Raw genomic sequence first — 22,344 nt, forward strand, 5'->3', positions numbered from 1 at the left:
GGGCCCCGCTGAAAACGTCTCAATGCCGTTATTCCGTCAGCTCAGGGGTAACGGATGAATATATATTCATTTCATATAACCCTCTCTGGAACGGGCGTTTGATCCACCCGATCTGTTAACTCTGTCACGTTCAACAGTTTCCTCGTTCCGCCACAATGCTTGTCCTATAACAAGATGGTGGGCCTTGCATTGAACACCTTTGATAAACCTTTGCAGGTACTTGATTGCCGCTGGTTGTTGGCACTTTACGCGATCGTTCCTGTTTCGCTTGCCCTGGTGCTGATTGATAGCCTCGCCCTGGATGGTCGCCTGCTGCGCCAGCATATTCCGGTAGATCCGATGCATTGGCCGTTCTGGACTGTGATATTCGGGCTGCCGCATATCGTGGCGAGCCTTCTGACAATGGCCGATTCGGAATATATCTCCCATTACAGGCGCAGCCTGCTGTTACCCTTCGTCGGGTTTGCGGGGCTGACGAGTCTGGCGATATTCGGGCCGCAACCGCTGGGCGAGCAGTCCATGTTCATTTTTCTGGCGTTTTACACCATTTATCATGTACTCGCGCAGCAACTCGGCCTGACATTGATGATGATGGGGGTGCCACCGTCCGGGGTATTCAAGACCTGGAAGTGGTTGTCGATCCTGTGCGGGTTCGTTATCTATGTGACCGTCTATACAGCCAGCTTGCTCGGCTATGAACTCTTTGCCGGCGTCAGCGCTTTTGAGTTCTTGATGGCGATAGCCGGCCTGATGTGTGCGGCCGTCATCGTGCTGGCGTTCAAATTGACCAAGACCTCGCGTAACCGGATCGGCGTCTGGTACCTGTGGGGTAATGTCGCCATGCTGACCTCTGTGTTGTTGATCCATGAAATCGGCTACACGCTGTTTGTGATCCTTATTCCGCGTGTCATTCATGACATCACAGCGTTCATGATCTACATCACCCACGACACCAATCGTAATCGTGCTGCGCCTGTGAACCTGATCTATCGTCTGACACACTTCAGCAGGCTGCCGCCCATAATCGTGCTGCCGGCGGCCTCTGTTGCAATTGCCTATGTTTTGACCAGCCTGCAGGATGATTATCGGCTGGCGGTGGTATTCGCTCTCACCATCACGCTGGTGCACTACTACTTCGAAGGGTTCATCTGGCGTGGCGGCAATCCGCACCGCCAGCATATTGAATTCAGGCGTTGATCAATCCAGCGCTGGATCCTGAACGGGGCGATCCGGCGCTATATCGGTAACCAATGCCTGCACAAAGGATTGTGCTTCAAGCGAGTAGTCCCATCGCTCGACAGTGCAGCGATGTCGACCGGCCTCGTATTCATGCTGGATGAGATTGACCGAATTGGGCACCTCACCGCGCGTACGACTGGAAATGGCGGTGCCGGCCTGGACAGTCCAGGCTTTGCGACCTGTTTCTCCGTCATGGCCATAGACCGGCCACACGTACGGAAGATGAATGTGTCCTCCAAGCAGCAGGTCCATGCCCGCATCGACCCACGCCGGAACCGCCCGTTCCCGCCCGATCAACAGATTGGCTGTATCCGATTCGGCGACCGCTCGTACCGGATGATGCTGCATGACGATGCGTAGCTGACCGGGTTCAGCCTGACGCAGCCGTTCGATGATTCGTGCCGTCTGTGAAGCTGACACTTCGCCGTCCTTGTGGCGGGATGCGCGGGTGGTGTTGACCCCGAGAACAAGCACATCCGGATTAGAAAACTCAGGTTCCAGCTGTTTTCCGAATGCGCGCTGGAAATTACCGTACGGATTGATAAAGCGTGCAAACAGGTTGAACAGCGGAATGTCGTGGTTGCCCGGAATGGCCAGAACCGGACAGCGTACCCGGTCCAGAAAGCGCTGCGCGGCGTCGAATTGATGGCGACGCGCCCGTTGGGTAATGTCGCCGCTCAGTAACAACACATCCGGCGCGCAGTTGTCGATGAACCGATGCAGGGCATCCACTACATGTGGCTGCTCGGTGCCGAAATGCGGATCCGAGAGTTGAAGAACGCGGGTCATGGGTTCGCCTCCACGGCCACGCGCGGCACCAGCAGCGGAAGTTTTTCCTTTGCGACCCGAAACGTCAATGGCGCATACATTCGAGTGATTTCGCCGTCCAGAGCCACCTTTACTTTACGACGACCGCGGCCGGGTCGTACCACCATGGAGTCGAATGCAAAGGAGATGACATTCTCCGCGTCGCCCAGGCGGCTCACCAGGCCGCGTAGTAACAGCCAGTAGAGCGACAGGGTACCCACTGGTCGTGATGTCATCAGCACAAGCCTGTTGCGTTCCGACGCCTCTGCCTCTTCGATTCCGATATGTTCCATCTGCAGTCGATTGTTGCCCACAACAATGGTCGGTGTGCGCAGTGAGTGTGTAGCGCCATCATATTCGAGTTGGACATCCAGTTGCCGGTGCGCATGAGCCAGGGTCGCCAGAGCCGACCAGAGTGCAACCAGGCGGCTGCGGCCATAGCGTCGTTTATAACGCTCACGGTCCTGCAGCAGCCTCGGGTACAGGCCCAGGCTCGCGTTGATCAGAAACAGCTGGTCGTTGAGCAGGCCAACACTGATCGGGCGCACCCGGGCATCCAGCAAACACTGCACTGCCGCCTCGGTGTCCTGAGGGATGCCATGGCAGCGCCCGAAATAGTTGAATGTCCCCTGCGGGAGAATACCGAACGGAACGCCGGAACCCAGCACGACCCGGGCAACAGCATTCAGCGTACCGTCGCCGCCAATCGCAACCACTATGCCGTTCTGTTCGCGGGCCTTTGTCAGTGCTTTCTGCGCAGCGGGGCCGAGCTGCGGTCCGCTGTCTACAGATATCAGTTCGTAGCGGCGCCCGGCTGCGGACAGCAGCGCCTCAATGGTTTTACTTATCTGCTCGGCATTGCCTTTGCCTGAGCGGCTATTCATCACCATGAAAAACGGCTCATGCCCCGTCAAGGTTGGGCAGGGCGAAGGTTGAACGGGTTCGGTGCGCAGGGTTGGGTCGGTCATGCCGCTGAGCATAGACCATATTAGCGAAACCGTAGCGGTTGGATTTGTTCAGACGCAGAGGAGAAAAGCCGACACGAACCCGGCTTGCAGGGATGGGATAGTACGTCAATAGATGGAAGCTTAACGTAGCTGGCTGTCCTTGCTGCCACGACGGTTGTATCCGCCATGGCGCTGGTTCTCATTATCCTGAGCGGTCTGGCAGGCGATACACAGGCGCACGCCGGGTAGCGCCTTGCGGCGGGCCTCGGGGATGGGCTCGTCGCACTCTTCGCAATGCGTCAGGCTTTCGCCGCGAGGTAATTTGCTGCGGGCACGCTGCACCGCTTCGTCGACAGTGTCGTCGATCTGATCCTGGACAGCGCCGTCCTGTGCCCAACCGGTAGCCATGGGATCTCCGCTTCGTCGCAATGCGCGCGACCCGACGTCGCGCTCACTATTCAAGTATGGAATCTATCCGCGGATAGGCAAATCCGTCGAGCTGTATTAAACAGGGCTGGCCCGAAACGGGCGGCGCCCTGCACAAACCTGCCTCAACTGCCTACGGCGGCGTTGTACAACTGCTCATAGTACTCCTGCGCCATGCGGTTGGAATCAAAACCCGGCACCACGTCGCGCATCCCTTGTTTTGCGATTTCGAGCCAGCCTTGCGGGTCGTCGTAGTAGCGAGCGATTATTTCGTGCTCAAGAATGCGCATCAGGTGCTGATAGTCGGCCTCATCCTGCTCATGTTCGGGTAACGTCGGGTCGGCAACGGGAATGATGAAGCTGTTCTCTCCGTGGCGGGCGAACTCCGGAATCCAACCATCGTTAACGGAGAAATTCACCGCGCCATTCATCGCCGCGGTCATCCCGCTGGTTCCGGACGCTTCGCGTGGACGCCGCGGGGTATTCAGCCAGACATCCGCGCCCTGCTTGAGCAAGCGGGACAGCTCGATTTCATACCCGGTGAGCACTGCGAAGTTGGCTGCCTTGTAGGAGAACCGCACCAGTCTGTCGAACATCTCGATGGCGCCATTGTCGGTGGGGAAGGGCTTGCCAGCCCAGATAACCTGCACCGGCCGGTCGCTTCGCTCGATCAGTTGGGTGAAACGGTAAATATCGCGAACCAGCAGGTCGGCACGCTTATAGGCAGCGAAACGGCGGGCCCAGACCACCGTCAGGGTGTCCCGGTCAAAGAGTTTGCCGGTCTGGTCGGCCACCACTTTGAACAGCTCGTCTTTCATCTGTTTTTTGCGCTCGACCAGTCGCGCGTCGTCACCCTCATCGAGCGCCGCACGTAACGTGCGATCCTGCCAGAAGGTGGTGTTCTGAGCGTTGGTAATTGCCTTGATCCGGCAGATGTTCGGATTGCTGTCCCACATCTCGTTGGACACCACGCCGTGCAGGCGCGAAACGGCGTTGGCTACACGCGCGACACGCAGCGCGGCGAGGGTGTGGCTGAACATGTGACCATCCATGCCGGTCATGCGCACCACTGTTTCGTGGGACAGGCCGTTGAAGTAGCCCATGTCCCGGAGAAACGCGGTTTCATGCTCCTGGTTGCCGGCCAGCTCCGGCGTGTGAGTGGTCAGCACCACGCGGTTGCGGACTTCATCGAGATCGCCGAATTGCTCCATCAGCTGAAAAGCCATTGGCATCGCATGGGCTTCGTTCATGTGATAAAGATCGGCTCCACCCAGCGCCTCGACCAGCTTGGCCCCGCCGATACCGAGCACAATGCTTTGTGCCACCCGCGCAGCATGTTCCCCATCGTACAGACGGTGGGTAATGGTCTGGGCAAGATAGTCGTTTTCCGGTATGTCAGTGGTGAGCAGGTAAATCGGCGCGGTGTTGAATATTTCCGGCGCAAGGTACAGAGCCTTTACGTATACCGGATGGCTGTTGACCGTGACTTTCACAGTGATGCCACTGTCCCGCAGGAAGGGGTAGTACTTGCGCTGCAGCTGCACGCGCATTGTCTGATCCTCGTTGCGCTCCTGATCGTAATAGCCGAACTTCCACAACATTCCGATACCGATCAGGTTCTGGTTCAGCTCATAGGCGCTGCGCATGTGCGAGCCGGCCAGAAAGCCGAGGCCGCCCGAGTAGATCTTGAGTGGCTGGGCTATCGCAAATTCCATGGAGAAGTACGCGACCCGCTTGCTGTATCGCGGGTCGACGGGATAGGGATGACTCCATTGGTCATATGTATTCATGGTCAGGTCCAGTTCTCATCAAATAGGGCGAGCAGAGGTCGCAGTCGGTTATGGGGTCGAGTCCATTTACCCTTGCCGTACTGCTTGAAGGCGAGATTACTTTCAGTGTCAGGCAGGGAAGGAGGTTCGGCAAGGCCAAGGCCGCACCGCCTGTCGCTCCGTGGGCTTCACTCATGGCGCGATGGGCTCCTGTACGCCGCGGCGTACTTCGGAAGCTCATCGTCGATATCCCACCAACCGGCTTTGGAGGCGACATAAAAGTGTACGCAGGGGCGCGCATCGAGGGGTTCAGCCAGCAAGCCGGCCCGTATTCGAATGGTCTCGGGATCTGAGTCGCGTTGACTGAACAAGGGCGACCCGCAACGGCTGCAAAAGACACGTTGCTTGCCGGGAGACGACTCGAAAGAGGCCAGCAGGTCTGTACCGCTGATGACCTTCACCGCGGCGCGCCGCACGGGGATGTTCGTCGCGAAGGGACCACCCTGCGCCTTGCGACATTGCGAGCAGTGGCACACCTGGATGGGTTCCAAGGGGCCTTCGATCTGAATGGTTACTCCGCCGCATAGGCAGTTACCTGTTGTCATGAGTACTCCTCGCTCTGCTCTGGACCCGACCGCAAAGACTGCGGGTTCGGGAATCTTTTGTTCGGGGAATCGTCAACTGCATAACACCAGAAGGAGAAAAGATAATGAAAACGCGCGATGAAAAGCGAGACCCGGACCGCACCACCGACCAGATCGCAGTGGACGAAGACGTCGACGAAGTGTCCATTCCCGAAGATGAACCCATGGGTCCGATTGGCAAGGTGCCTACCGAAGACGAAGCCATAGACCGCGCGGCAGAGGCCGGTTTGACCGAAGCATCGCAGCCGGGCGAAGGTCCGACCATGGACGATGCGACGCCGGAGACCCTGATGCCGGAGGACGGTTCGCGATCGCCATTGGAAGCCGGGGACGGCGGGGGGCCGACCGACCAGGACTTTTCCGTGGTGGATGAAGATGATATCGGAGCCGGCGGTGGGCTGGATGAAGCGGAACTTGGGCGGGTCAAGCCGTTGGACGGCAAGCCCTGGGACGGGGAAGAGAAGTGACGCTCCAGCATTGGTGATCCGCAGCTGACCCGGCACAGGCTGTGATTGCGCGGTGCCGGGTAGTTTGCAGGTCAGGGTGCTCATTGGCGTGGGGCCTATGAGAGCCTGCGCGAGCAGCTCATCTTGCTGCCACCGGTTCCGCTGCGGTTGCCCAGCGCTGGCACCTGGAATGCTCATCCAGGTCGCCCCAGGCTTGTTCGATGGGTGAATCGATGCGTTGTAGCAGTTCGTGCGCTTTGCTCTTGTCCTCGGCGGAGCAGGAAATACGCGCGAAATTGTTGATGTTCCACTGATCCGGATACCGCTCGAGCACGTCATCTATGCCCTTCTTCATAACGGTCCAGTTGATGCGGGAATCCTTGGTGAGCCTGTCGTCGAATTGTATCTGCGCCGCATGCCAGTACAGCCGCGCGTATAGGCCGCTGCCTTCGCTATCCCGGGTGCGTTGCATGGCATCCATGGCGAACCGCTCGATGGCGTCCGCGCTGCCGTTCCATTTCGGTGAGTAATAATCAACCGCGGCGTAATAGATCGGGTAGTAGTCGGGGTACCGGGTCAGCGCCTCGTCGAGCATTTCCTTGAACCGCTCGTCCGGCCAGTACTGGCTCTTGGCAACAACTGCCATGGTCACATACCACTGTGGATCACGCGCTGCGAACTGCTTCGACTGCTCCAGGGCCACGCGGGCGCGCTCGATATGTTCATTGAATGGCTGCCAGTCTTCTTCCTTGACCGACTCTGTCGGACCGGTGCCACGATAACTCCATGCTTGATGGATCAACATGCTGGCACGCGCCAGGTGCGCGGTGGGTGACTTCGGGTACTGTTTCAACCAGTCGCCGATGTAGTCGTCCAGATAGGCCCAATAGGCAGGGTCACGAATGGCTGGATCGAACATCGAGCGTACGCCTGCATCCAGTGCGCTGAGTTTCCATACCCCGCTGGGTGAGCGCTCCTGGTTCGCACGATATTGCTCTGCAAGCGCTTCCAGGTGAGCGAAGTCGGCGTTCTGCAGATCCCGTGTCACGGTGTCGTAGATCGCTCTGCGCTCACCAAGTTCGTCTGCCGAGGCAGTCACCGGTGCAAGCAGGCTGCTGCAGACGAGGCAAAGGTAGCAAAGCTGCTTAATGATGGCGTTCATGAATCCCTCCAGTTCTGACAGATAAGCTTCCGTACTCCGAGCGAGCGGAGCCGTCCCGACAATCAATGCAGGCGACGCGATATGGCAACCTCGGTCAGGACTGGCAAGGGTCTGTTGCTGTTCGTCGCGGCGGCGATGAAACGGGCAACAGACCTGGACACTACCGTTGCGCGCTGAATCGGTGCGGATCAGGGCGATCCGCAGCTTGTTGGAATTCGGTCGATCCAGGCGGGGCCATTGTGCGGCAACTGCAATGGTGCGCCATCGCGCACGATGAACCAACCCCACCAGGCGGACCTGATTCACAGACCTGGAACTTGCCGGGTTCCGGGAAGCGATGGTTAACCGGAGCGTGCGGAAACACTCACGGATTCGCCTGGCTGCAGCACGCATTGGCCGTTGGCATGAAATATCTGTACCGACTCGGGGTTGCTGTCCCGCGAGAGCAGACTAACTTCGTCGTCATGCAGCGTGATCCGCAAGCGCAAGCCCCGGTAGCAAAAATCCAGGCTCACCCGGTCGAGGTCAGTCGGCACAGAGGGAAGGAGATGCAGCCCGTCCGGCTGTGGCTGAACCCCCAGATAATGCCGCTGCAACACATCCAGCGAGCCGGCCATGGCGCCAAGGTGAACGCCTTCCAGCGTACCGCGGTTGGGATCATCGGTCAGATCGACGTTCAATGCCTGCATGAAATATTCCCAGGACTCCTCGGGGCGGTGATACGCCAGCGCTCCGGCACAGACCACCTTGGACAAGCTGGATTCATGGGTGATGTGGCGGAGTTGATAATCCAGAGTACGTTGCAGCACGCCATCGTCCGCAGAATATCCGAGCCGCTCCAGCAGCCCCTTGAGAGCGGGGGGTGAAAACAGATACAGCAGCATCAGGGTGTCGGCCTGCTTGCTCAGCTGATAGCGCTCGGTAGTATCACCGCGGCCTTCGAGCATCCAGTCCAGGCGCGGATGGTTGCCGGTCAACCACTCTTCGGGCGGTGTGCGCAGCTGCTCGAAACCTTCGAAGGGGCTTAGCGCGCCTTCGTCGTTGAAGTGCAGGTACATGCGCCGGCTGACATGCTCCCAGTGCGCCAGTTCGGCCGCGCTCAGGTCGGTACGCTGGCGTAGCGCTGCGGCCTGCTCGGCCGGCAACATGTTTACCAGTTGTAGCCCGCAGGTCAGGGTCCAGGTTGCCATGATATTGGTGTAGCTGTTGTTATCCAGACCGGGCTCGGAGCTGTCGGGATAGCGGTTGTGATATTCGTCGGGGCCGACGACACCGCGAATGCAGAAGCGTCCATGGCCTTCTTCATAGTGCGCGCGGCTGGCCCAGAAGCGCGCTATCTCCACAATCATTTCGCCGCCGAAGCCGGCCAGCATTGCCATATCACCTGTTGCCAGATAGAGCGTCCAGACATCGTAGGCCACCGCTGCGCCGATATGACGCTGCAGGAAGGTGTAGTCCGGTACCCAGCTTCCCGACGGCGGATAACACTGGAAGGGCGGGGTTTCGTCTTCGCCGCTGCGGGCACTCCGCCAGGGATACATGGCGCCACTCAGGCCGAGGCGGCGTGCGCGCTGGCGGGCTGTATCCAGCCGGCGGTAGCGGTAGTCGAGCAACTCCAGCCCGAGTTCGGGGAAGTGCGTGGAGATGAACGGAAAGGCAAAGATCTCGTCCCAGAATACCTGGCCGTAATAGCCTTCATGCCAGCCGCGCGGTGGACAGCCCAGATTATGGCCGATGGAATGGGGCGACACCGTTTGCGCCAGATGATAGGCATGCAGGCGCAGCGTCAGTTGCGTGCCCGCCTGGGCTGCACGCATCGGCATGCGCGCCCATAATCTGCGCCAGGCTTTTCGGTGATGCCGCAGCAACAGGTCGAACGGCTCTGCTGGAAGCGCGTCGATAACCAGGCTGCGGGCAAGGCGGGAGTCGCTGGGCAAATCATCATCGACGCGAACCACGACCCGCTTTTCAAGGGTAAGCTGCCGGGCTCCGGACAGCTCGATGGTGGCGTGTTGAAGCAGCCGCCCATCGTGCTCCTCGTTGTGCCAGACAAGCGGCTTGTCGCCGAACGTTCTCACCGCCATGGCCAGGTGGCGATCGGGTGTGTGCAACGATGCACTCACCGCGGCAAGGCCGGTCGGGTTGCACTGGTAGCAGACATTGCGCAACCGCGGACCTTCGTAGGCCTGGTTACGCGGGATCAGACTGTTGGTAACGGCGCCGTCCAGCGTGGCGCGAAGATGCAGGCGCTGCAGGCCTTCCGGTAACGTCAGCTCCCAGCGCAGCAGCGCCAGCTCCGGCGATGCCATGCTCAGCAGCCGCGTCTCGCGTAGTCGTACGGTTTGACCCTGCAGTTCAAAGCAGATGTCCCGCTGCGCCAGGCCGTTGCGCACATCCAGACTTTGCCGATAGTCGCGCACCTGGTTTGCGTCCGCCCCGAACCAGCATTCGCCATCAAGGCTGATGCTCAGGCCGAATGGATCAGGCAGATTGACCAGCGAGCCCAGAGTCACCTGTTTGCCGTTGACCTCGCGCGGGGCTTCGTCATACCAACCGGCGCGATAGAATCCTGCATAGCGCGTCTGCTGCCAGTCATGCCGGGGCAGCAGAGCGGCCGCCTCGGGGGCGCTGGTGCGACAGGACAGCAAGCCATTGCCCAGCGCCAGCAAGGCCTCGCGGCGGAGCTCATCCTCCGGGTCGTAGTGGTCGAACTCAACACGCCAGCCGGCGCGCAGCACATCAGACATGCAATACCCTCGCATCTTGCGACAGCCTGGCGGCCATCTGGACTATCTCTTCCCGGTCTGCATAGGCGGGTTGCGACCCGTAACCGGTTACCGCCAAGTTGGCCGAAGCTACGCCCCAGGCAGCCGCATCCAGAGCGGACATTCCCTCAAGTAATGCAACGGAAAACACGCCAGTGAACGCGTCCCCTGCACCGGTGGAATCCACCGGGTCTATCTCGCCTGCCGGTATGTGTATCAGCTCGCTGCCCGCTGCCAGTACACAGCCACCGTCGCCCAGTTTGATGCACACCAGCTCGACGCCTTCGTTGCGCAATTGCCGGGCCGCGCCGGCGGCGTCGCTGACAGTTTTGAGGTCGCGTCCGACCAGGCCGCCTGCTTCGCTGATGTTCGGCGTGATGGCGTGCAGTCTGTTGAGTACCGCGGGTTCCACGCGGTCGACAAAGGAAGGATCGAGAATCACCGGGATATCCGAGGCAGCGGCTTTCTGTATTGCGCGCCGCACTACCCAGGCAGGTATCTCGCAGTCAAGGACCAGACAAGCCGGCGGGTTAGCGTCCCCGATGGCTGCTTCGACCTTCACGGCCGCCGCGTCATCCCAGCAATCATTGGCATTGGGCGCGAGAACTATATGCTTCTTGGCATCCGGCGGAACCATGATCATCGAGACCCCGGTGGGCTGTCCGGTCACCCGATTTACGCCGTCCAGGTCAACGCCTGCTGCCGCCAGCGATCCCAGCGCCTGCTGCGCCAGGTCATCATCCCCTACGCATCCGAGCAATCGGCTGGTGTGGCCGAAGCGAGCGGCGAGAAATGCAGTGTTGGCGGCTTTCCCACCCGACAACCGGCAGAAGTCATGTGCCGGGAGCATGTCATTGCTGCCTATGGCAGCGTTTACGCGTACCTGGAAATCAGCGTTGATGCTGCCCAGCGAAAGCATTGTTCGAGACTTCATATTGCTGTCCTTCGATCGAAAAGACTTACCAGAGCTGACCGACACAATGATGTCGGGTTCAGCGTTACCTGGTGCGTCTGATGACCTTCGGTGGATACGCCAGCCGCGCAACGCTGTTGGCGAATCAGAACGGCGGCCATCTGCTAGGCTCAGGACTAGCTCATTCGTTTTCAACCGAAGGGCCAGTGCCATGCTCCGTCCCGGAACAGTTCAATTGCGCGCTTCCCTTGCCTGGCTCTGGGCCGGTTTGTTGCTGCTCGGGGTGTTGAGCTATGCCGCTTCTTTCAGCCACAGCCTGGTGGCGCAGGAGGGCGAAGCGGCTTCCGCTGGGCTGGTACTCTCGGTCGACGGGCCCATAGGCCCCGCCACCATGGATTATCTGGTGCGGGGGATCGAGCGGGCCGAAGCTGAACAGGCGCGCATCGTGGTGATCGAAATGGATACCCCGGGCGGGCTGATGGAGTCGATGCGGCTGATCATCCGGGAGATTCTGCGCTCACCGGTACCGGTCGTAACCTATGTCACGCCAGCCGGGGCCCGTGCAGCCAGCGCCGGGACCTATATCCTGTATGCCAGTCATATAGCGGCGATGGCGCCGTCTACGCACCTGGGCTCGGCAACGCCGGTACAGATGGGCGGTATGCCAGGCAGCCCTGACCCAGCAGCCGAGCCGGGCGGGACAGACGGGGAGAACGACGCCAACGAAGATCGGGAGCCGAGGCGTGGGGGCAGCGCCATGGAGCGCAAGGTCCTGGAAGACTCCGTCGCTTATATAAGAGGCCTTGCCGAGCGCCATGACCGCAACGCTGACTGGGCCGAGCAGGCCGTGCGCGAAGCGGTCAACCTGGGCGCCACTGAGGCACTGGAGCGTAACGTCATCGACGTCGTAGCGCCGAGCCTGGACGATCTATTGCTGCAGATTGATGGTCGTAGCGTGCGTATGGCCGAAGGTGAAAGAACCTTGCATACGGCCAATCTGACGTTGACACGGGTTGATCCGAACTGGCGTACCCGATTGCTTAGTGTGATAACCAACCCCAATATCGCTTATTTCCTGATGTTGATCGGCTTCTACGGGATCATTTTCGAGCTGTCCAATCCGGGTAGCCTCTATCCCGGCGTAATTGGCGGTATCTGCCTGATCCTGGCGCTGTTTTCCTTCCAGGTGCTTACGGTCAACTATGCGGGGCTGGCGCTGATTCTGCTGGGGTTGTTGCTGATTGTCGCGGAGGCGTTCCTGCCCAGTTTCGGCATCTTGGGCATCGGCGGCATCGTCGCTTTTGTCATCGGTTCGGTGATTCTCATGGACGGCAGTCACCAACCTGTCTCGCTGCCCCTGATCGGCGGAATGGCCGCCCTATTTGCCGGCCTGTTGTTATGGACGGTCACGCGGGTGCTCAGCCTGCGAAGGCGACCGGCGGTCAGTGGCACCGATCGGCTGATCAATGAGACCGGCGTGGCGCTGAATGATTTCTCGCGCGAAGGCCAAAACTATTGCGGATATATACGGGCTGGCGGGGAACGCTGGAAAGCCGTTTCTACACTGCCGGTACAGGCTGGTCAGACTGTGACGATTGCACGCGTAGAGGGCCTGACCCTTCACCTTGAACCCACAATGCAGGCGCGGGTGCCCGAGCGATAGCATCGTCTCGGCACGCGCCGCGAGGAGGAAACATGACATTCGATATGATCTCCTATCTGGCTCCGCTGGTTTTCCTGCTATTGCTGCTGGGGTCGGCTATCCGCATTCTTCCGGAATATCAACGGGGCGTCGTATTCTTCCTTGGACGTTTTCAGGGAGTGAAAGGGCCCGGTCTGGTGATCGTGATTCCGGGCCTTCAGCAAATGGCACGGGTCGACCTGCGGGTGGTTGCGCTGGATATTCCGAGTCAGGACGTCATTTCCCGTGACAACGTCACGGTGCGCGTTAATGCGGTGCTGTACTACCGTGTGGTTGACCCCGAGAAGGCCATCATCCAGGTCGAGAATTTCAGCGAAGCGACCAGCCAGCTGGCGCAGACCACGCTGCGCTCGGTGCTTGGCAAGCATGACCTTGATGAAATGCTTTCAGAGCGCGACAAACTCAACGCGGATATCCAGGAGATCTTGGATCTCCAGACGGAAGACTGGGGCATCAAGGTGGCGAATGTTGAAATCAAGCACGTCGATCTCAACGAATCGATGATTCGCGCAATTGCCCGGCAGGCTGAGGCGGAGCGTGAGCGGCGCGCCAAGGTGATCCATGCCGAAGGGGAGCTGCAGGCTTCAGAGAAGCTGGTGGAGGCAGCTCGGGTAATGTCCAGCGAGCCGGGCGCGATGCAGTTGCGCTACTTGCAGACGCTGGCGGACATGAGCGGCGATAACACCTCGACGATCGTCTTTCCGCTGCCCATCGACCTGATACAGAACCTGGTTCGTTCCGGTCAGCAGCAGGGTGGGGCGGGTAAAGATGTATGACCTGGCCCGAATTACCGGGCCAGCCATGCCTCTGCTTCAGCCGTCTCATCCAGCGCGAAGGCCTGCAGGTTCAAGCCGGGAATCAGTGCGCCTTCGACAGTACCCATCTTGCGCACCCAGGACTGTCCGGCGATGACAGCCACGCGGTCAAATTGCCGGATGAAACGAAACAGTTGCGGCAGCCGGGACATTTCCACGCCCATTGCGCCGAGGGTCGGTAGTTCGAACTCGCCCACTTTCACGAGCATTGCTCCGTCGGTAATGCCGTGCGCCTGCTGAATCATCTCATCGAGCGCAACCTTCATGGATGCGCTGTCGAGCTTGCCGCTGAATACCACATCCAGCCGGTGGTCATTTACTCTGGTGGTCTGGAACATGGCCGCGCCTCGAATTGGAGTTGTTCGCAGCAGTCAGTCTAGTTGATAACCGTGATATGAAAAAAAGTTCATTTTTTTGTGTTGCGAGACGTTTTTCCGAGAAACTCCCGGGAACCCGGCCTGTCCAATTCGCTGCGGAGCAAGCTCTCTACCATGCAATTCCGCGTAATATGACAAGAACTGGAACGCGCCATTCAGCAGAGCGGAATGCGGTCAAAACGTTCAGCTATACGGCGGCCGTCGTGAGGCTACCAGGGAATGTCGGAAAGCTCGAGAAATAGAACATATCTCCACTTTTCGCACGATAAGGATTGGTTATGACGGAGTTCACGCCTGTGGACGCTCAGGTGGTTTCGCGCTTGGCGTCTGAGATCGAATCAAACGGATATGCGGTTTTTGAAAACTTCTTCACGCCGGAACAGTTGGAGCAGGCGCGGGAATACATAAGGGCACAGACCAGCAAGCATAATCAGGAATATTTCTCGATTCATGGAATCGAGGCGATGGAAGGCAGCGTGTTGGCGAGTCTCGGTGGGTCTACCACGTTCAAGCAATTTCTCTCTGATATGTATGAACAGGTCACCGGGTTCCAGCCACCTGTCGCCGAGCGGATCTTCCCGGTCATCCGCTGCCTGCAAGGCAAGAGTGGCCTCAAGGAATCACATTTCTACCATTTCGATGCGACCGCCGTGACAGCACTTGCCCCGGTATTCATTCCGACAGAAGGCCAGCATTGTGGCGATCTCATCATCTTTCCCAACGTGCGCCCGGTGCGTTCGAGCGCCGTATTGAATATTGCCGAAAAAGCCGTAATGCACAATAAGCTGAGCCAGAAGTTGACTGCCATTGCAGTAAAACGTGGTTTGCTCAAGCCGATCACCGTGAAGCTTGTGCCCGGCAACCTCTATTTGTTCTGGGGCTACCGCAGCCTGCACTCCAACGATCAATGTGATCCCGAGAACCTGCGTGCGACCGGCTTGTACCACTTTGGTAATCCGCACCGTGAGAGCTCGCTGGCGCGGATATTTCTCGGCAAGAACAAGCGCAAGGCCAAGCTCGATCACGATGGGCTGCGCCCCCAGACCTGACAGGCGGCCCCTCCGGTAATCAGTCAACTGCCGGAGTAGGCCGTACCAGGATCTCGTTAACGTCGACATGGGCCGGCTGCGACAGGGCATACAGTACGGCCCGACCGATATCTTCGGGCAGCAGACTATTACTCGGCGGTTGATCGAAAAATGGCGTATCGACCATGCCCGGTTCGATCAGCGTGACGCGGATGCCGCTGCCTCGTATTTCCTCCCGCAATCCGTAACCAATAGCCGTGACGGCCCATTTGGTGGCGCTGTACATTGAGCCCGGAAGGGTTGCACGCCCGGCAGCTGAGCTGGTCAGCAGGATGTGCCCGCGGCTCTTGCGCAGGGCAGGTAAACAGCATTGCACCGTCAGGCCAACACCGTAGATATTGGTCAGGATCATGTCTTTCCATATCTCTGGGTCGGCTTTGCTGAAGCCGCCCGGCTCACCGCCGCGGCCGGCATTGGCGAGCACGGCATCCAGCTGACCAAAGGTATCCAGTGTCGCCTGAACCATGCGTTGCTGGTCCGCAAGTTCCTGGACATCGCAGGCGACGGTCAGCACCTGTTCCGGTCCGCCCAGTTCGTTTTGCAACGCCTCGAGCTTGTCTTTTGAGCGGGCCGCCAGAACCAGCCGGTAGCCGTTGGCAGCGGCTTCCCGGGCGGTCGCTTCACCTATGCCGGACGAGCCTCCGGTAATCAACAGAACTGGATCAGTCATAACGCTATCTCCTGGTGACAGTGATAAAACCTCAGTCTAGTCAACGCCGGGACCAGCGGTTCGGGTCAGGCCTGCTGCGCGCCTTTCGCCGTCTCCGCCTCGGCGCGGGCTTGCAGCACCCTGTCCGCATCATCCCGTAGCTGAGCAGCCAGATTGCATGCCAGGTCAAGCCGTCGCACTATCCATGGCGACAGGTCATAACCAAACGGATCAGTCTGCGGCAGGTCGGTCGGCCAGTTTGTTATCGAGGGCGCGTTGGCAGGTGATTGCGGCTCGCTGGCGGTCAGCAGACTTTCGATAATGGCCGATGCGCGTTGCAGCGGCTCGCGCGTAGGTTCCTGATCCATATTGCGCCGCCGCATCAGCATGGTCTTGACCACGGCAAGCTGCGCCAGCAGGTTGTGACCATGGATCAGCAGGCTTTCCAGTGCTTCAAGCGGAGGACGCACTGCGCGGGGCTCCGACAGAGAGCGTCGCGTAGCCTGCGCCAGCGCTGACAAACTGTCATAGGCTTCGCGCCGGGCGAGGCGCCATTCGAGCTCGGGTTCGTCGTCCACCGCCTCCAGCTGCCCCAGGTTCAGCGCTGTCCGGGCATGCCGCGCCTGCGCGGCCATGGTTCGGGCTACCAGCGCCGGTATCTGGTTGCGCTCCCAGGAGGGCAATACGTAACTGAATGCCCAGGCGATGCCGGTTCCGATCAGGGTGTCGGCCAGACGTTCGAAAACGTTGATTGCAGGTGCCATGCCGCCGCTGAGCAGATGCGCCTGAACCAGGCTCAACACCGTGGCCGAGACCGCGGTAATCAGGTAACGCTTTATCGCAAAGGAATGCGAGATCGCCTGCGCGACAGGGACGATGACCAGCAGCAATAACGCTGGCGCCTGGGTCGAGAGGATCAGAGCGGCCAGTACGCAGCCCAACGCGGTGCCGGCTACCCGGCTATTTCGTCTTTCAAGCGTGTGCGCGAGACTGCCGCGCAATACCACGACCACCGCCAGCAGTATCCAGTAATCGTGCGTAGCCCAGGGCAGCGCCAGGGCGATCAGATAGGCCGTGCCCACTGCCAGTGCGGCGCGAATGGCATGGCGTAGCGGCGGCGCGTCCCAATGCCAGAGCATGGTGAAGGGTTTCCACGACCAGGAGGTCGGGCTGACGAAGAGTTGCCAGGCGGTGCGTACTACGGTCAGGTCGGGCGCCGTTTCGCCACGGGTCAGCCCGTTCAGGTGTAACACTTCATCGCTTATATTGCCGATACGGTTGCCGATCGCACGCGACATCGCTGTTGCCGGAGGCATAGGGCCTGGCGCCATTTCTTCTTCCAGTTCACCGCCGAGTCTGGCCAATTGCGGGCGTTGATCCGCGAACCGGCGCGGTTGGCGACCGGTCAGCAGCGCGTCGGCAATGGCTTCCACCGCTTGCGCCTGTTCCATCAACAGCTCGCGAAGCTGATGAAAGACCGGGGCATGCCCGGGCACTGACCGCAGCGTGTCCAGATCCAGTTCGCTGGCAAGTAGATGATCACGTATTTCCAGCGAGCGCAGCAGCATTGCCGCGAGTTGCTGCCGGCGCGGGGTACGCGGTGATTCCAGGATAAGGTCCCGTGCAGCCTGCAGCTGATCAGCCAGGGCAGCCTGTTGCTGCATCAATTGTCCCGGCAACACCGGTAGTTGACCCAGCGCATCTGCCGGCACGAAACGCCGGGCCTGCGTGTGCATCATGGTGCTGAGTGAAAGCAGCGCCTCGGCGAGAATCTGCGCGCGATATCGGCTATTGAGCCCTATGTTGGCTAGCGTCGAATAGACGATGTAAAGGGCGGAGCCCAGGGCGAAATACAAGCAGGTCGACAAAAACCCGGCACTCTGTGGATGCGCGGCCACCGCCATTGAGAAAATCATTGAGAACATGATCGAAATGACAATGGGCAGGCCGCGCTTGCCCCAGGCGCCGGCCAGAAAAGCGCAAAAGGTCGCGGGCACCAGTAACAGACCAAGCCACAACGGATCATCCTGCACTGCCTGCATGCTGGCGAACAGCGGTAGGCCAATCAAGGCGGTGGGTAAAAGCGTCAGGAATTTACCCCGGCGGGGCGCCGCGTGGTCGGTTGGGATACATACGATCGCCCCGACTGCAGCGACGGAGCCAGCGTAGGGGCCGATCAGCAGATAAGCGCTTCCGGCGATCAGCATCAGGCCGAAGCCGGCGGAAACGCCAGTCAATACGTAGGAGCTGAGGATGGTACGCAGGATAGCCCTTGGAAGTTCCCGGACGGGTGCGATGCGCGGCACTGGTTCGCCTTGTAATGCTGGGTGATGGTGTTCAGTGTAGACGACCGATCGGGCATTCGGTCACATGCTGCGGGCGGGGCTTGAGCGCCTGGCCAGAGAGCTGGATGGGTCGTCGGGGCGTCCAAACAGGCCTGGTCAGCTCGCGCCGGACATTAGTCTTCGTCAGACTTTTGCCGGCTCTTGGCAGTGTAATCATGCTCTGCGAATACCTCGGCGAGTATCGCCTGCTCGATGAAGCTGCGCTCGCCGGACCGGGCAGGAATGCGCACTATCAGATGCAGTTCGCTGGCGGTGGGGAGTTGTATCGACACGCGCGGATCCACCGTAGGGACATCGAGCCCACGGTGTTCGGTCAACCGCTTCATGTGCCGGCGTGCCTTGTCCAGGTAGGGTTGGCAATGTTTGTCGGCACAAGCCCGCAGCGCCTGCTGAGCCTCGCGCCAGTTGTCCTCCCGCTTGAAGGGCACGGTGAACACATGAATGACGAAATCGTGGGTGTAACTTTCATTGATGACCGGCTCGGAGACGAACAGCGCATTGGGAATTACTGCCATCCGGCCGGTACGCTGGTGGGTGAGCCGTCCCGGTCCTACCTCAAGGATGGTGGTGGCCAGCAGGTTCTGGTCGATGACGTCACCGCGGAAATCCTTGACCTGGATACGGTCGCCAATCTGAAAGGAGCGTGCGCCGGACTTCAGCAATGAGCCGGTAAAACACAGAATAAGTTCCTTGGTAGCGACCACAAAGGCCACTGCGATCGCGACAATGGACAGCGCCAGCGTGCGCAACTCCTCGCCCCAGATCATGACCAGTCCCATCAGCATCAACAGGATCAGTCCGTTGCGCGTCTGCACTATCCATTTGCGACGCAGTTCGGGGGCAAGTACGGCGCGACGGATGAACCGCGCCGAGATGGCGCGTAGAACAACTATGCTCACCAGCAGGATGCCGGTGCTGATCAGCAGGCTCAAAAAGCTGTCGGTAACCCGGATGCTGGTCAGGTATAAACCGATTTGTTCGATCATTCAGTGATTCTTCCGTGAGAATAGAGAGCGCGAGATTATCAGATAGCGTTCAACGACGGCCCGATCAGTTCTTCGAGCTGTCGGTAGACGCCCGGGCACGCGACCAGGTAGGAATTGCCCTCAAGCAGACCTTCGCCCCTGAAGAAATCGTTGCGCAGGCCACCCGCTTCGCGAACCAGCACCAGACCCGCCAGGCAATCCCAGCTTTTCAGGCGTGTTTCGTAATACCCGATCAGGCGGCCGGCGGCCACGTAAGCAGTCATCAGCGCGCCTGAGCCATTGCGGTAGAACACACCGCCCTGTTCCAGCAGGCCGGCGAGAAACGGCAGAAAGTGTTCCTTGCCTTGCTGGTAAAAGGTTCCGACGCCCATCAGGCCTTCGCGCACGTGGCCGGCATCGCTTACCTGCAAGGGGGTATCGTTGACGAAAGCGCCCCGGCCCAGACAACCATGAAATAATTCGTCGTGATTCGGATCGGCGATCGCGCCCAGATAAGGCTCGCCATCAATCATCAGCCCGACCGATACGCACCAGGTATGCAGACCATTGACGAAACAGGCTGTGCCGTCAATCGGGTCGATTACCCATACGCAGCGGGCGTTGAGCGACGCCGAGCCGCTCTCTTCGCCGAGAAAGCCATCCTCGGGAAACGCTGCTTTCAGCTCGCCGCGAATGAAGTCCTCCAACTCACGGTCCGCCACGCTGACGACGTTCTGCCTGTCGCCCTCCTTGGTATCCACGACCAGGCTGCCGCGTTGGGCGTAGTATTTGACGCCCTGTTGTGCGGCTTGCTGTGCCAGTCGACGCGCAAGCGCATAACGCCCTTCAATATCGAGGCCGCTGGTGTCGGGGGTGGGCAGGTTCGGGTTCATGGCGTGCGTTCCTGAAGCGGTCGGAGCAGCAAGGGTACTGAAAAACGATGGGAAATATAACGGCGCGTTCGCCCATGGCTAGCCGTTTCAGGAGGGATCTGTTGCCGGAGCGTTCTTTTTAGTCCCGCGCAGGTTCATCAGGAACAGGCCGAGCTGCAGAATGATCAGCGCATATGCCTGAGCGTGCCAGCCCCAGGCGATCCATAGGGCATTACTCAGGATGAAGCAGAGAAAGCCCCAGTTGCGCTTTTTGCGCGATTGCGAACCGACCAGGTAGGCCGCGACCAGCGTCGCGAGCATCGCCGGCCATTGCAGAGAATCGATAAATGCATTGATATCCATGACTTGTCTGACCGGGCCGCAAGCGAGACGTTCCGACCCAAGCGCCAACTATGCCATGACCCCGAGCTATGGCGCGTCGCGTTCCATCTCGACCAGCCGTGTCGCAGGCGAGAGCCATGGCCGCGATGGCACCTGGCCCTCCATGGATCCCCAGGATTGGAACTTACTCCCGGTGCTCCTGCTTTTTCGCCTGGAGCTTTTTCTTCTCGGTATTGGGGCCTGTCAGGCTCAGCACTTTCCAGTCTTGTTCGGGTAGCAGGGCACTGTGCTCTGTCAGCACTTCTATGCGTCCCTTGGGTGAAATCGCAAACAGCGGAATGATGTCGCTGTGCGCGTGGAGCAGATCGTCGTAGCCGAACTCGTCAGTGAGTCGGGTCTCCCGAATCTGCCAACCCTTGCTCAGCAAGCTGGCGAATTTGCTGTAGCTCATGTCCTCGGTGAACAGGGTGTGGCCACGCTGTTTCGAACCCAGCTGATGTTTTTCCGCCGTCTCGGTTTGCGAGGCGGCCAGCAGCGTATAGATATTCCGGTCACCAAATTCGGTGCGGTACCGCATGCCGGCCACAACATTCATCGCCGGGTCAGGGGAGAGTGCGAGCAGCTTGCCCACGCCCACCAGATCCAGATGATGGTCTGCGTAACTGGAGACTGGATTGGCAAAAAACGTAGGCAACCCGGCCATGCGCGCTTCGCGAATGTGCTCCCATTGCGAACCGGTCAGCATGACGCGAAACCCCTGCTGTTGCAGGGCCGCGCCAACAGCCCGGGCGACCGGATTGGCGCCGACGATCAGAAAGCCGCTCGGCGCTGGCTCGGCAACTTTAAGCAGCCTGGCGAGCCCGCGGGAGGTCGCGCTCTGCAATACCACGGTGCCAATAATGACAACGAATGTCAGCGGTACGAGAATTTCGGCACCCTCGTGCCCGGCTTCTTCCAGCCTGATGGCGAACAGCGCCGATACCGCTGCGGCGACAATGCCGCGCGGTGCAATCCAGGACAACAGCGTCTTCTCGCGCCAGTTCAGGGTGGAGCCTATCGAGGACAGCCAGACCGATGCCGGGCGTGCAATAAACTGCATGATCAGCAACAGGATAATCGCCGCCCAGCCCAGCGAAGTGATGTCATCAAGGGTCAGTCTCGCGGCGAGCAGGATAAACAGGCCCGAAATCAGGACGACACTGAGATTTTCCTTGAAGTGCAGGATGTCATCGATATGCACATCCTTCTTGTTGGCCAGCCACATGCCCATCAGCGTAACGGCCAGCAGCCCGGATTCGTGGGCGAAGGTGTCCGACACGCTGAACACTGTGGTGACCAGCGCCAGTGTTGCGAGGTTCTTCAGGTAGTCGGGTACCCACCCGCGTTGCAGAACCCAGCCCATGAACCAGCCGCCGAGCAGACCCAGAACAGTGCCGATCGCGATGGTCTGGAGAAAGGTAACAAACCCGTGCGCGATGCCGGATGCCTGACTTTGCGCCACGATAAATTCGTAAACCACGACCACCAGCAGCGCGCCGATCGGGTCGATAAGGATTCCTTCCCAACGCAGGATATTGGAGATATTAGCGTTGGGGCGCACCGTTCGAAGCATTGGCACTATCACCGTCGGGCCGGTAACCACGGTCAGCGCGCCGAACAGCACGCTCAGTTCCCAGCCAAGACCGAACAGAAAGTGTGCGGCCACCGCCACAATCGCCCAGGTCACGCCGGCACCAATCACCAACAATCGCCGAACCACCATCCGCTGCGTTCTGATTTCGCTCAGATCAAGCGTGAGGCTGCCCTCGAACAGGATCACCGCCACCGCCAGACTGATCAGCGGAAACAGCAGATCGCCGAGCAGTTCGTCTGGAGAGACCAGAGAGGTAAATGGACCAAGCACGATGCCGGCGGCAAGCAGGAACAGGATGGCTGGAAGCTTGACGCGCCAGGCAAACCACTGGCAGCCAAAAGCGATCAAGGCGATAAGCGCGAATGACAGGGTCGCGTTTGTCAAAGGGGTATCCTTGCTGTTGATTATTTGATGCTGCCCCCGAGCGGGCCGGCGTTT

At 59.6% G+C, this 22,344-nt stretch carries 20 protein-coding genes; 5 read left to right on the forward strand and 15 right to left on the reverse strand.

Annotation, left to right across the window (positions count from 1 at the left end):
- Nucleotides 1-189: 189 nt before the first annotated feature.
- Nucleotides 190-1,197: a hypothetical protein gene (locus tag FZE95_RS07550; protein ID WP_150300247.1), complete on the forward strand. Its 1,008-nt coding sequence runs from the start codon at nucleotides 190-192 to the stop codon at nucleotides 1,195-1,197.
- Here FZE95_RS07550 and FZE95_RS07555 read toward each other — a convergent pair whose 3' ends face one another.
- From FZE95_RS07555 to FZE95_RS07575, 5 genes are all read right to left on the reverse strand, one after another.
- The gene (locus tag FZE95_RS07555) at nucleotides 1,198-2,028 is read right to left on the reverse strand and encodes a metallophosphoesterase family protein (protein ID WP_150300248.1); all 831 of its coding nucleotides are present in this window, start codon (nucleotides 2,026-2,028) and stop codon (nucleotides 1,198-1,200) included.
- A complete protein-coding gene (locus FZE95_RS07560) occupies nucleotides 2,025-3,014 on the reverse strand; it encodes a diacylglycerol/lipid kinase family protein (RefSeq protein ID WP_150300249.1) in 990 nt (329 codons plus the stop codon). Before FZE95_RS07560 ends, FZE95_RS07555 begins: the two co-directional genes overlap by 4 nt.
- Nucleotides 3,015-3,134: 120 nt before the next feature.
- On the reverse strand, nucleotides 3,135-3,401 hold the full coding sequence (locus FZE95_RS07565) for a DksA/TraR family C4-type zinc finger protein (RefSeq protein ID WP_150300250.1): 267 nt from the start codon (nucleotides 3,399-3,401) through the stop codon (nucleotides 3,135-3,137).
- 143 nt (nucleotides 3,402-3,544) lie between these two features.
- The gene (glgP, locus tag FZE95_RS07570) at nucleotides 3,545-5,209 is read right to left on the reverse strand and encodes an alpha-glucan family phosphorylase (RefSeq protein ID WP_150300251.1); all 1,665 of its coding nucleotides are present in this window, start codon (nucleotides 5,207-5,209) and stop codon (nucleotides 3,545-3,547) included.
- 167 nt (nucleotides 5,210-5,376) lie between these two features.
- Nucleotides 5,377-5,793 carry a GFA family protein gene (locus tag FZE95_RS07575; protein ID WP_150300252.1) on the reverse strand — a complete coding sequence of 139 codons (417 nt, stop codon included), beginning with the start codon at nucleotides 5,791-5,793 and terminating at the stop codon, nucleotides 5,377-5,379.
- A 104-nt stretch (nucleotides 5,794-5,897) separates the two neighbouring features.
- On the opposite strand from FZE95_RS07575, the gene FZE95_RS07580 reads away from it, so the two are divergent.
- The gene (locus tag FZE95_RS07580; RefSeq protein WP_150300253.1) at nucleotides 5,898-6,299 is read left to right on the forward strand and encodes a serine kinase/phosphatase; all 402 of its coding nucleotides are present in this window, start codon (nucleotides 5,898-5,900) and stop codon (nucleotides 6,297-6,299) included.
- 118 nt (nucleotides 6,300-6,417) lie between these two features.
- Here the strand turns inward: FZE95_RS07580 and FZE95_RS07585 are convergent, their stop codons facing one another.
- The 3 genes from FZE95_RS07585 to FZE95_RS07595 form a co-directional block, all read right to left on the reverse strand.
- Entirely contained in the window at nucleotides 6,418-7,440 is a 1,023-nt protein-coding gene (locus tag FZE95_RS07585; protein WP_190324522.1) for a DUF4034 domain-containing protein, read from the reverse strand.
- A 341-nt stretch (nucleotides 7,441-7,781) separates the two neighbouring features.
- Nucleotides 7,782-10,187, reverse strand: coding sequence for a glycosyl hydrolase family 65 protein (locus tag FZE95_RS07590; RefSeq protein ID WP_150300255.1), 2,406 nt, complete (start codon nucleotides 10,185-10,187; stop codon nucleotides 7,782-7,784).
- Nucleotides 10,180-11,139 carry a PfkB family carbohydrate kinase gene (locus FZE95_RS07595; RefSeq protein WP_150300256.1) on the reverse strand — a complete coding sequence of 320 codons (960 nt, stop codon included), beginning with the start codon at nucleotides 11,137-11,139 and terminating at the stop codon, nucleotides 10,180-10,182. Before FZE95_RS07595 ends, FZE95_RS07590 begins: the two co-directional genes overlap by 8 nt.
- Nucleotides 11,140-11,329: 190 nt before the next feature.
- On the opposite strand from FZE95_RS07595, the gene FZE95_RS07600 reads away from it, so the two are divergent.
- Nucleotides 11,330-12,781 carry an NfeD family protein gene (locus FZE95_RS07600; protein ID WP_150300257.1) on the forward strand — a complete coding sequence of 484 codons (1,452 nt, stop codon included), beginning with the start codon at nucleotides 11,330-11,332 and terminating at the stop codon, nucleotides 12,779-12,781.
- A 32-nt stretch (nucleotides 12,782-12,813) separates the two neighbouring features.
- Nucleotides 12,814-13,596, forward strand: coding sequence for a slipin family protein (locus FZE95_RS07605; RefSeq protein ID WP_150300258.1), 783 nt, complete (start codon nucleotides 12,814-12,816; stop codon nucleotides 13,594-13,596).
- Between the two features lie 11 nt (nucleotides 13,597-13,607).
- Here the strand turns inward: FZE95_RS07605 and FZE95_RS07610 are convergent, their stop codons facing one another.
- On the reverse strand, nucleotides 13,608-13,973 hold the full coding sequence (locus FZE95_RS07610) for a SpoIIAA family protein (RefSeq protein WP_150300259.1): 366 nt from the start codon (nucleotides 13,971-13,973) through the stop codon (nucleotides 13,608-13,610).
- A gap of 317 nt (nucleotides 13,974-14,290) precedes the next feature.
- On the opposite strand from FZE95_RS07610, the gene FZE95_RS07615 reads away from it, so the two are divergent.
- Nucleotides 14,291-15,061, forward strand: coding sequence for a phytanoyl-CoA dioxygenase family protein (locus tag FZE95_RS07615; RefSeq protein WP_150300260.1), 771 nt, complete (start codon nucleotides 14,291-14,293; stop codon nucleotides 15,059-15,061).
- 19 nt (nucleotides 15,062-15,080) lie between these two features.
- Here the strand turns inward: FZE95_RS07615 and FZE95_RS07620 are convergent, their stop codons facing one another.
- From FZE95_RS07620 to FZE95_RS07645, 6 genes are all read right to left on the reverse strand, one after another.
- Nucleotides 15,081-15,770, reverse strand: coding sequence for an SDR family oxidoreductase (locus FZE95_RS07620; protein ID WP_150300261.1), 690 nt, complete (start codon nucleotides 15,768-15,770; stop codon nucleotides 15,081-15,083).
- A 65-nt stretch (nucleotides 15,771-15,835) separates the two neighbouring features.
- A complete protein-coding gene (locus FZE95_RS07625) occupies nucleotides 15,836-18,055 on the reverse strand; it encodes an FUSC family protein (protein ID WP_223825000.1) in 2,220 nt (739 codons plus the stop codon).
- A 152-nt stretch (nucleotides 18,056-18,207) separates the two neighbouring features.
- A complete protein-coding gene (locus FZE95_RS07630; RefSeq protein WP_150300262.1) occupies nucleotides 18,208-19,080 on the reverse strand; it encodes a mechanosensitive ion channel domain-containing protein in 873 nt (290 codons plus the stop codon).
- Between the two features lie 38 nt (nucleotides 19,081-19,118).
- Complete coding sequence (locus tag FZE95_RS07635; protein ID WP_150300263.1) at nucleotides 19,119-19,952, reverse strand: inositol monophosphatase family protein; 834 nt, start codon at nucleotides 19,950-19,952, stop codon at nucleotides 19,119-19,121.
- An 87-nt stretch (nucleotides 19,953-20,039) separates the two neighbouring features.
- Complete coding sequence (locus FZE95_RS07640) at nucleotides 20,040-20,294, reverse strand: hypothetical protein (protein WP_178100924.1); 255 nt, start codon at nucleotides 20,292-20,294, stop codon at nucleotides 20,040-20,042.
- A 163-nt stretch (nucleotides 20,295-20,457) separates the two neighbouring features.
- Nucleotides 20,458-22,290, reverse strand: coding sequence for a cation:proton antiporter (locus FZE95_RS07645; RefSeq protein ID WP_150300264.1), 1,833 nt, complete (start codon nucleotides 22,288-22,290; stop codon nucleotides 20,458-20,460).
- Nucleotides 22,291-22,344: the final 54 nt, after the last annotated feature.

Origin of the sequence: Pseudomonas profundi (genome assembly GCF_008638305.1) — a bacterium.
GTDB lineage: Bacteria > Pseudomonadota > Gammaproteobacteria > Pseudomonadales > Pseudomonadaceae > Halopseudomonas > Halopseudomonas profundi.

Excerpts from the sequence above, each read along its gene's own strand:
- FZE95_RS07555 (WP_150300248.1), bottom strand. The coding sequence starts at position 2,028 with ATGACCCGCGTTCTTCAACTCTCGGATCCGCATTTCGGCACCGAGCAG.
- FZE95_RS07560 (WP_150300249.1), bottom strand. The coding sequence starts at position 3,014 with ATGACCGACCCAACCCTGCGCACCGAACCCGTTCAACCTTCGCCCTGC.
- FZE95_RS07565 (WP_150300250.1), bottom strand. The coding sequence starts at position 3,401 with ATGGCTACCGGTTGGGCACAGGACGGCGCTGTCCAGGATCAGATCGAC.
- glgP (WP_150300251.1), bottom strand. The coding sequence starts at position 5,209 with ATGAATACATATGACCAATGGAGTCATCCCTATCCCGTCGACCCGCGA.
- FZE95_RS07575 (WP_150300252.1), bottom strand. The coding sequence starts at position 5,793 with ATGACAACAGGTAACTGCCTATGCGGCGGAGTAACCATTCAGATCGAA.
- FZE95_RS07580 (WP_150300253.1), top strand. The coding sequence starts at position 5,898 with ATGAAAACGCGCGATGAAAAGCGAGACCCGGACCGCACCACCGACCAG.
- FZE95_RS07585 (WP_190324522.1), bottom strand. The coding sequence starts at position 7,440 with ATGAACGCCATCATTAAGCAGCTTTGCTACCTTTGCCTCGTCTGCAGC.
- FZE95_RS07590 (WP_150300255.1), bottom strand. The coding sequence starts at position 10,187 with ATGTCTGATGTGCTGCGCGCCGGCTGGCGTGTTGAGTTCGACCACTAC.
- FZE95_RS07595 (WP_150300256.1), bottom strand. The coding sequence starts at position 11,139 with ATGAAGTCTCGAACAATGCTTTCGCTGGGCAGCATCAACGCTGATTTC.
- FZE95_RS07600 (WP_150300257.1), top strand. The coding sequence starts at position 11,330 with ATGCTCCGTCCCGGAACAGTTCAATTGCGCGCTTCCCTTGCCTGGCTC.
- FZE95_RS07605 (WP_150300258.1), top strand. The coding sequence starts at position 12,814 with ATGACATTCGATATGATCTCCTATCTGGCTCCGCTGGTTTTCCTGCTA.
- FZE95_RS07610 (WP_150300259.1), bottom strand. The coding sequence starts at position 13,973 with ATGTTCCAGACCACCAGAGTAAATGACCACCGGCTGGATGTGGTATTC.
- FZE95_RS07615 (WP_150300260.1), top strand. The coding sequence starts at position 14,291 with ATGACGGAGTTCACGCCTGTGGACGCTCAGGTGGTTTCGCGCTTGGCG.
- FZE95_RS07620 (WP_150300261.1), bottom strand. The coding sequence starts at position 15,770 with ATGACTGATCCAGTTCTGTTGATTACCGGAGGCTCGTCCGGCATAGGT.
- FZE95_RS07630 (WP_150300262.1), bottom strand. The coding sequence starts at position 19,080 with ATGATCGAACAAATCGGTTTATACCTGACCAGCATCCGGGTTACCGAC.
- FZE95_RS07635 (WP_150300263.1), bottom strand. The coding sequence starts at position 19,952 with ATGAACCCGAACCTGCCCACCCCCGACACCAGCGGCCTCGATATTGAA.
- FZE95_RS07640 (WP_178100924.1), bottom strand. The coding sequence starts at position 20,294 with ATGGATATCAATGCATTTATCGATTCTCTGCAATGGCCGGCGATGCTC.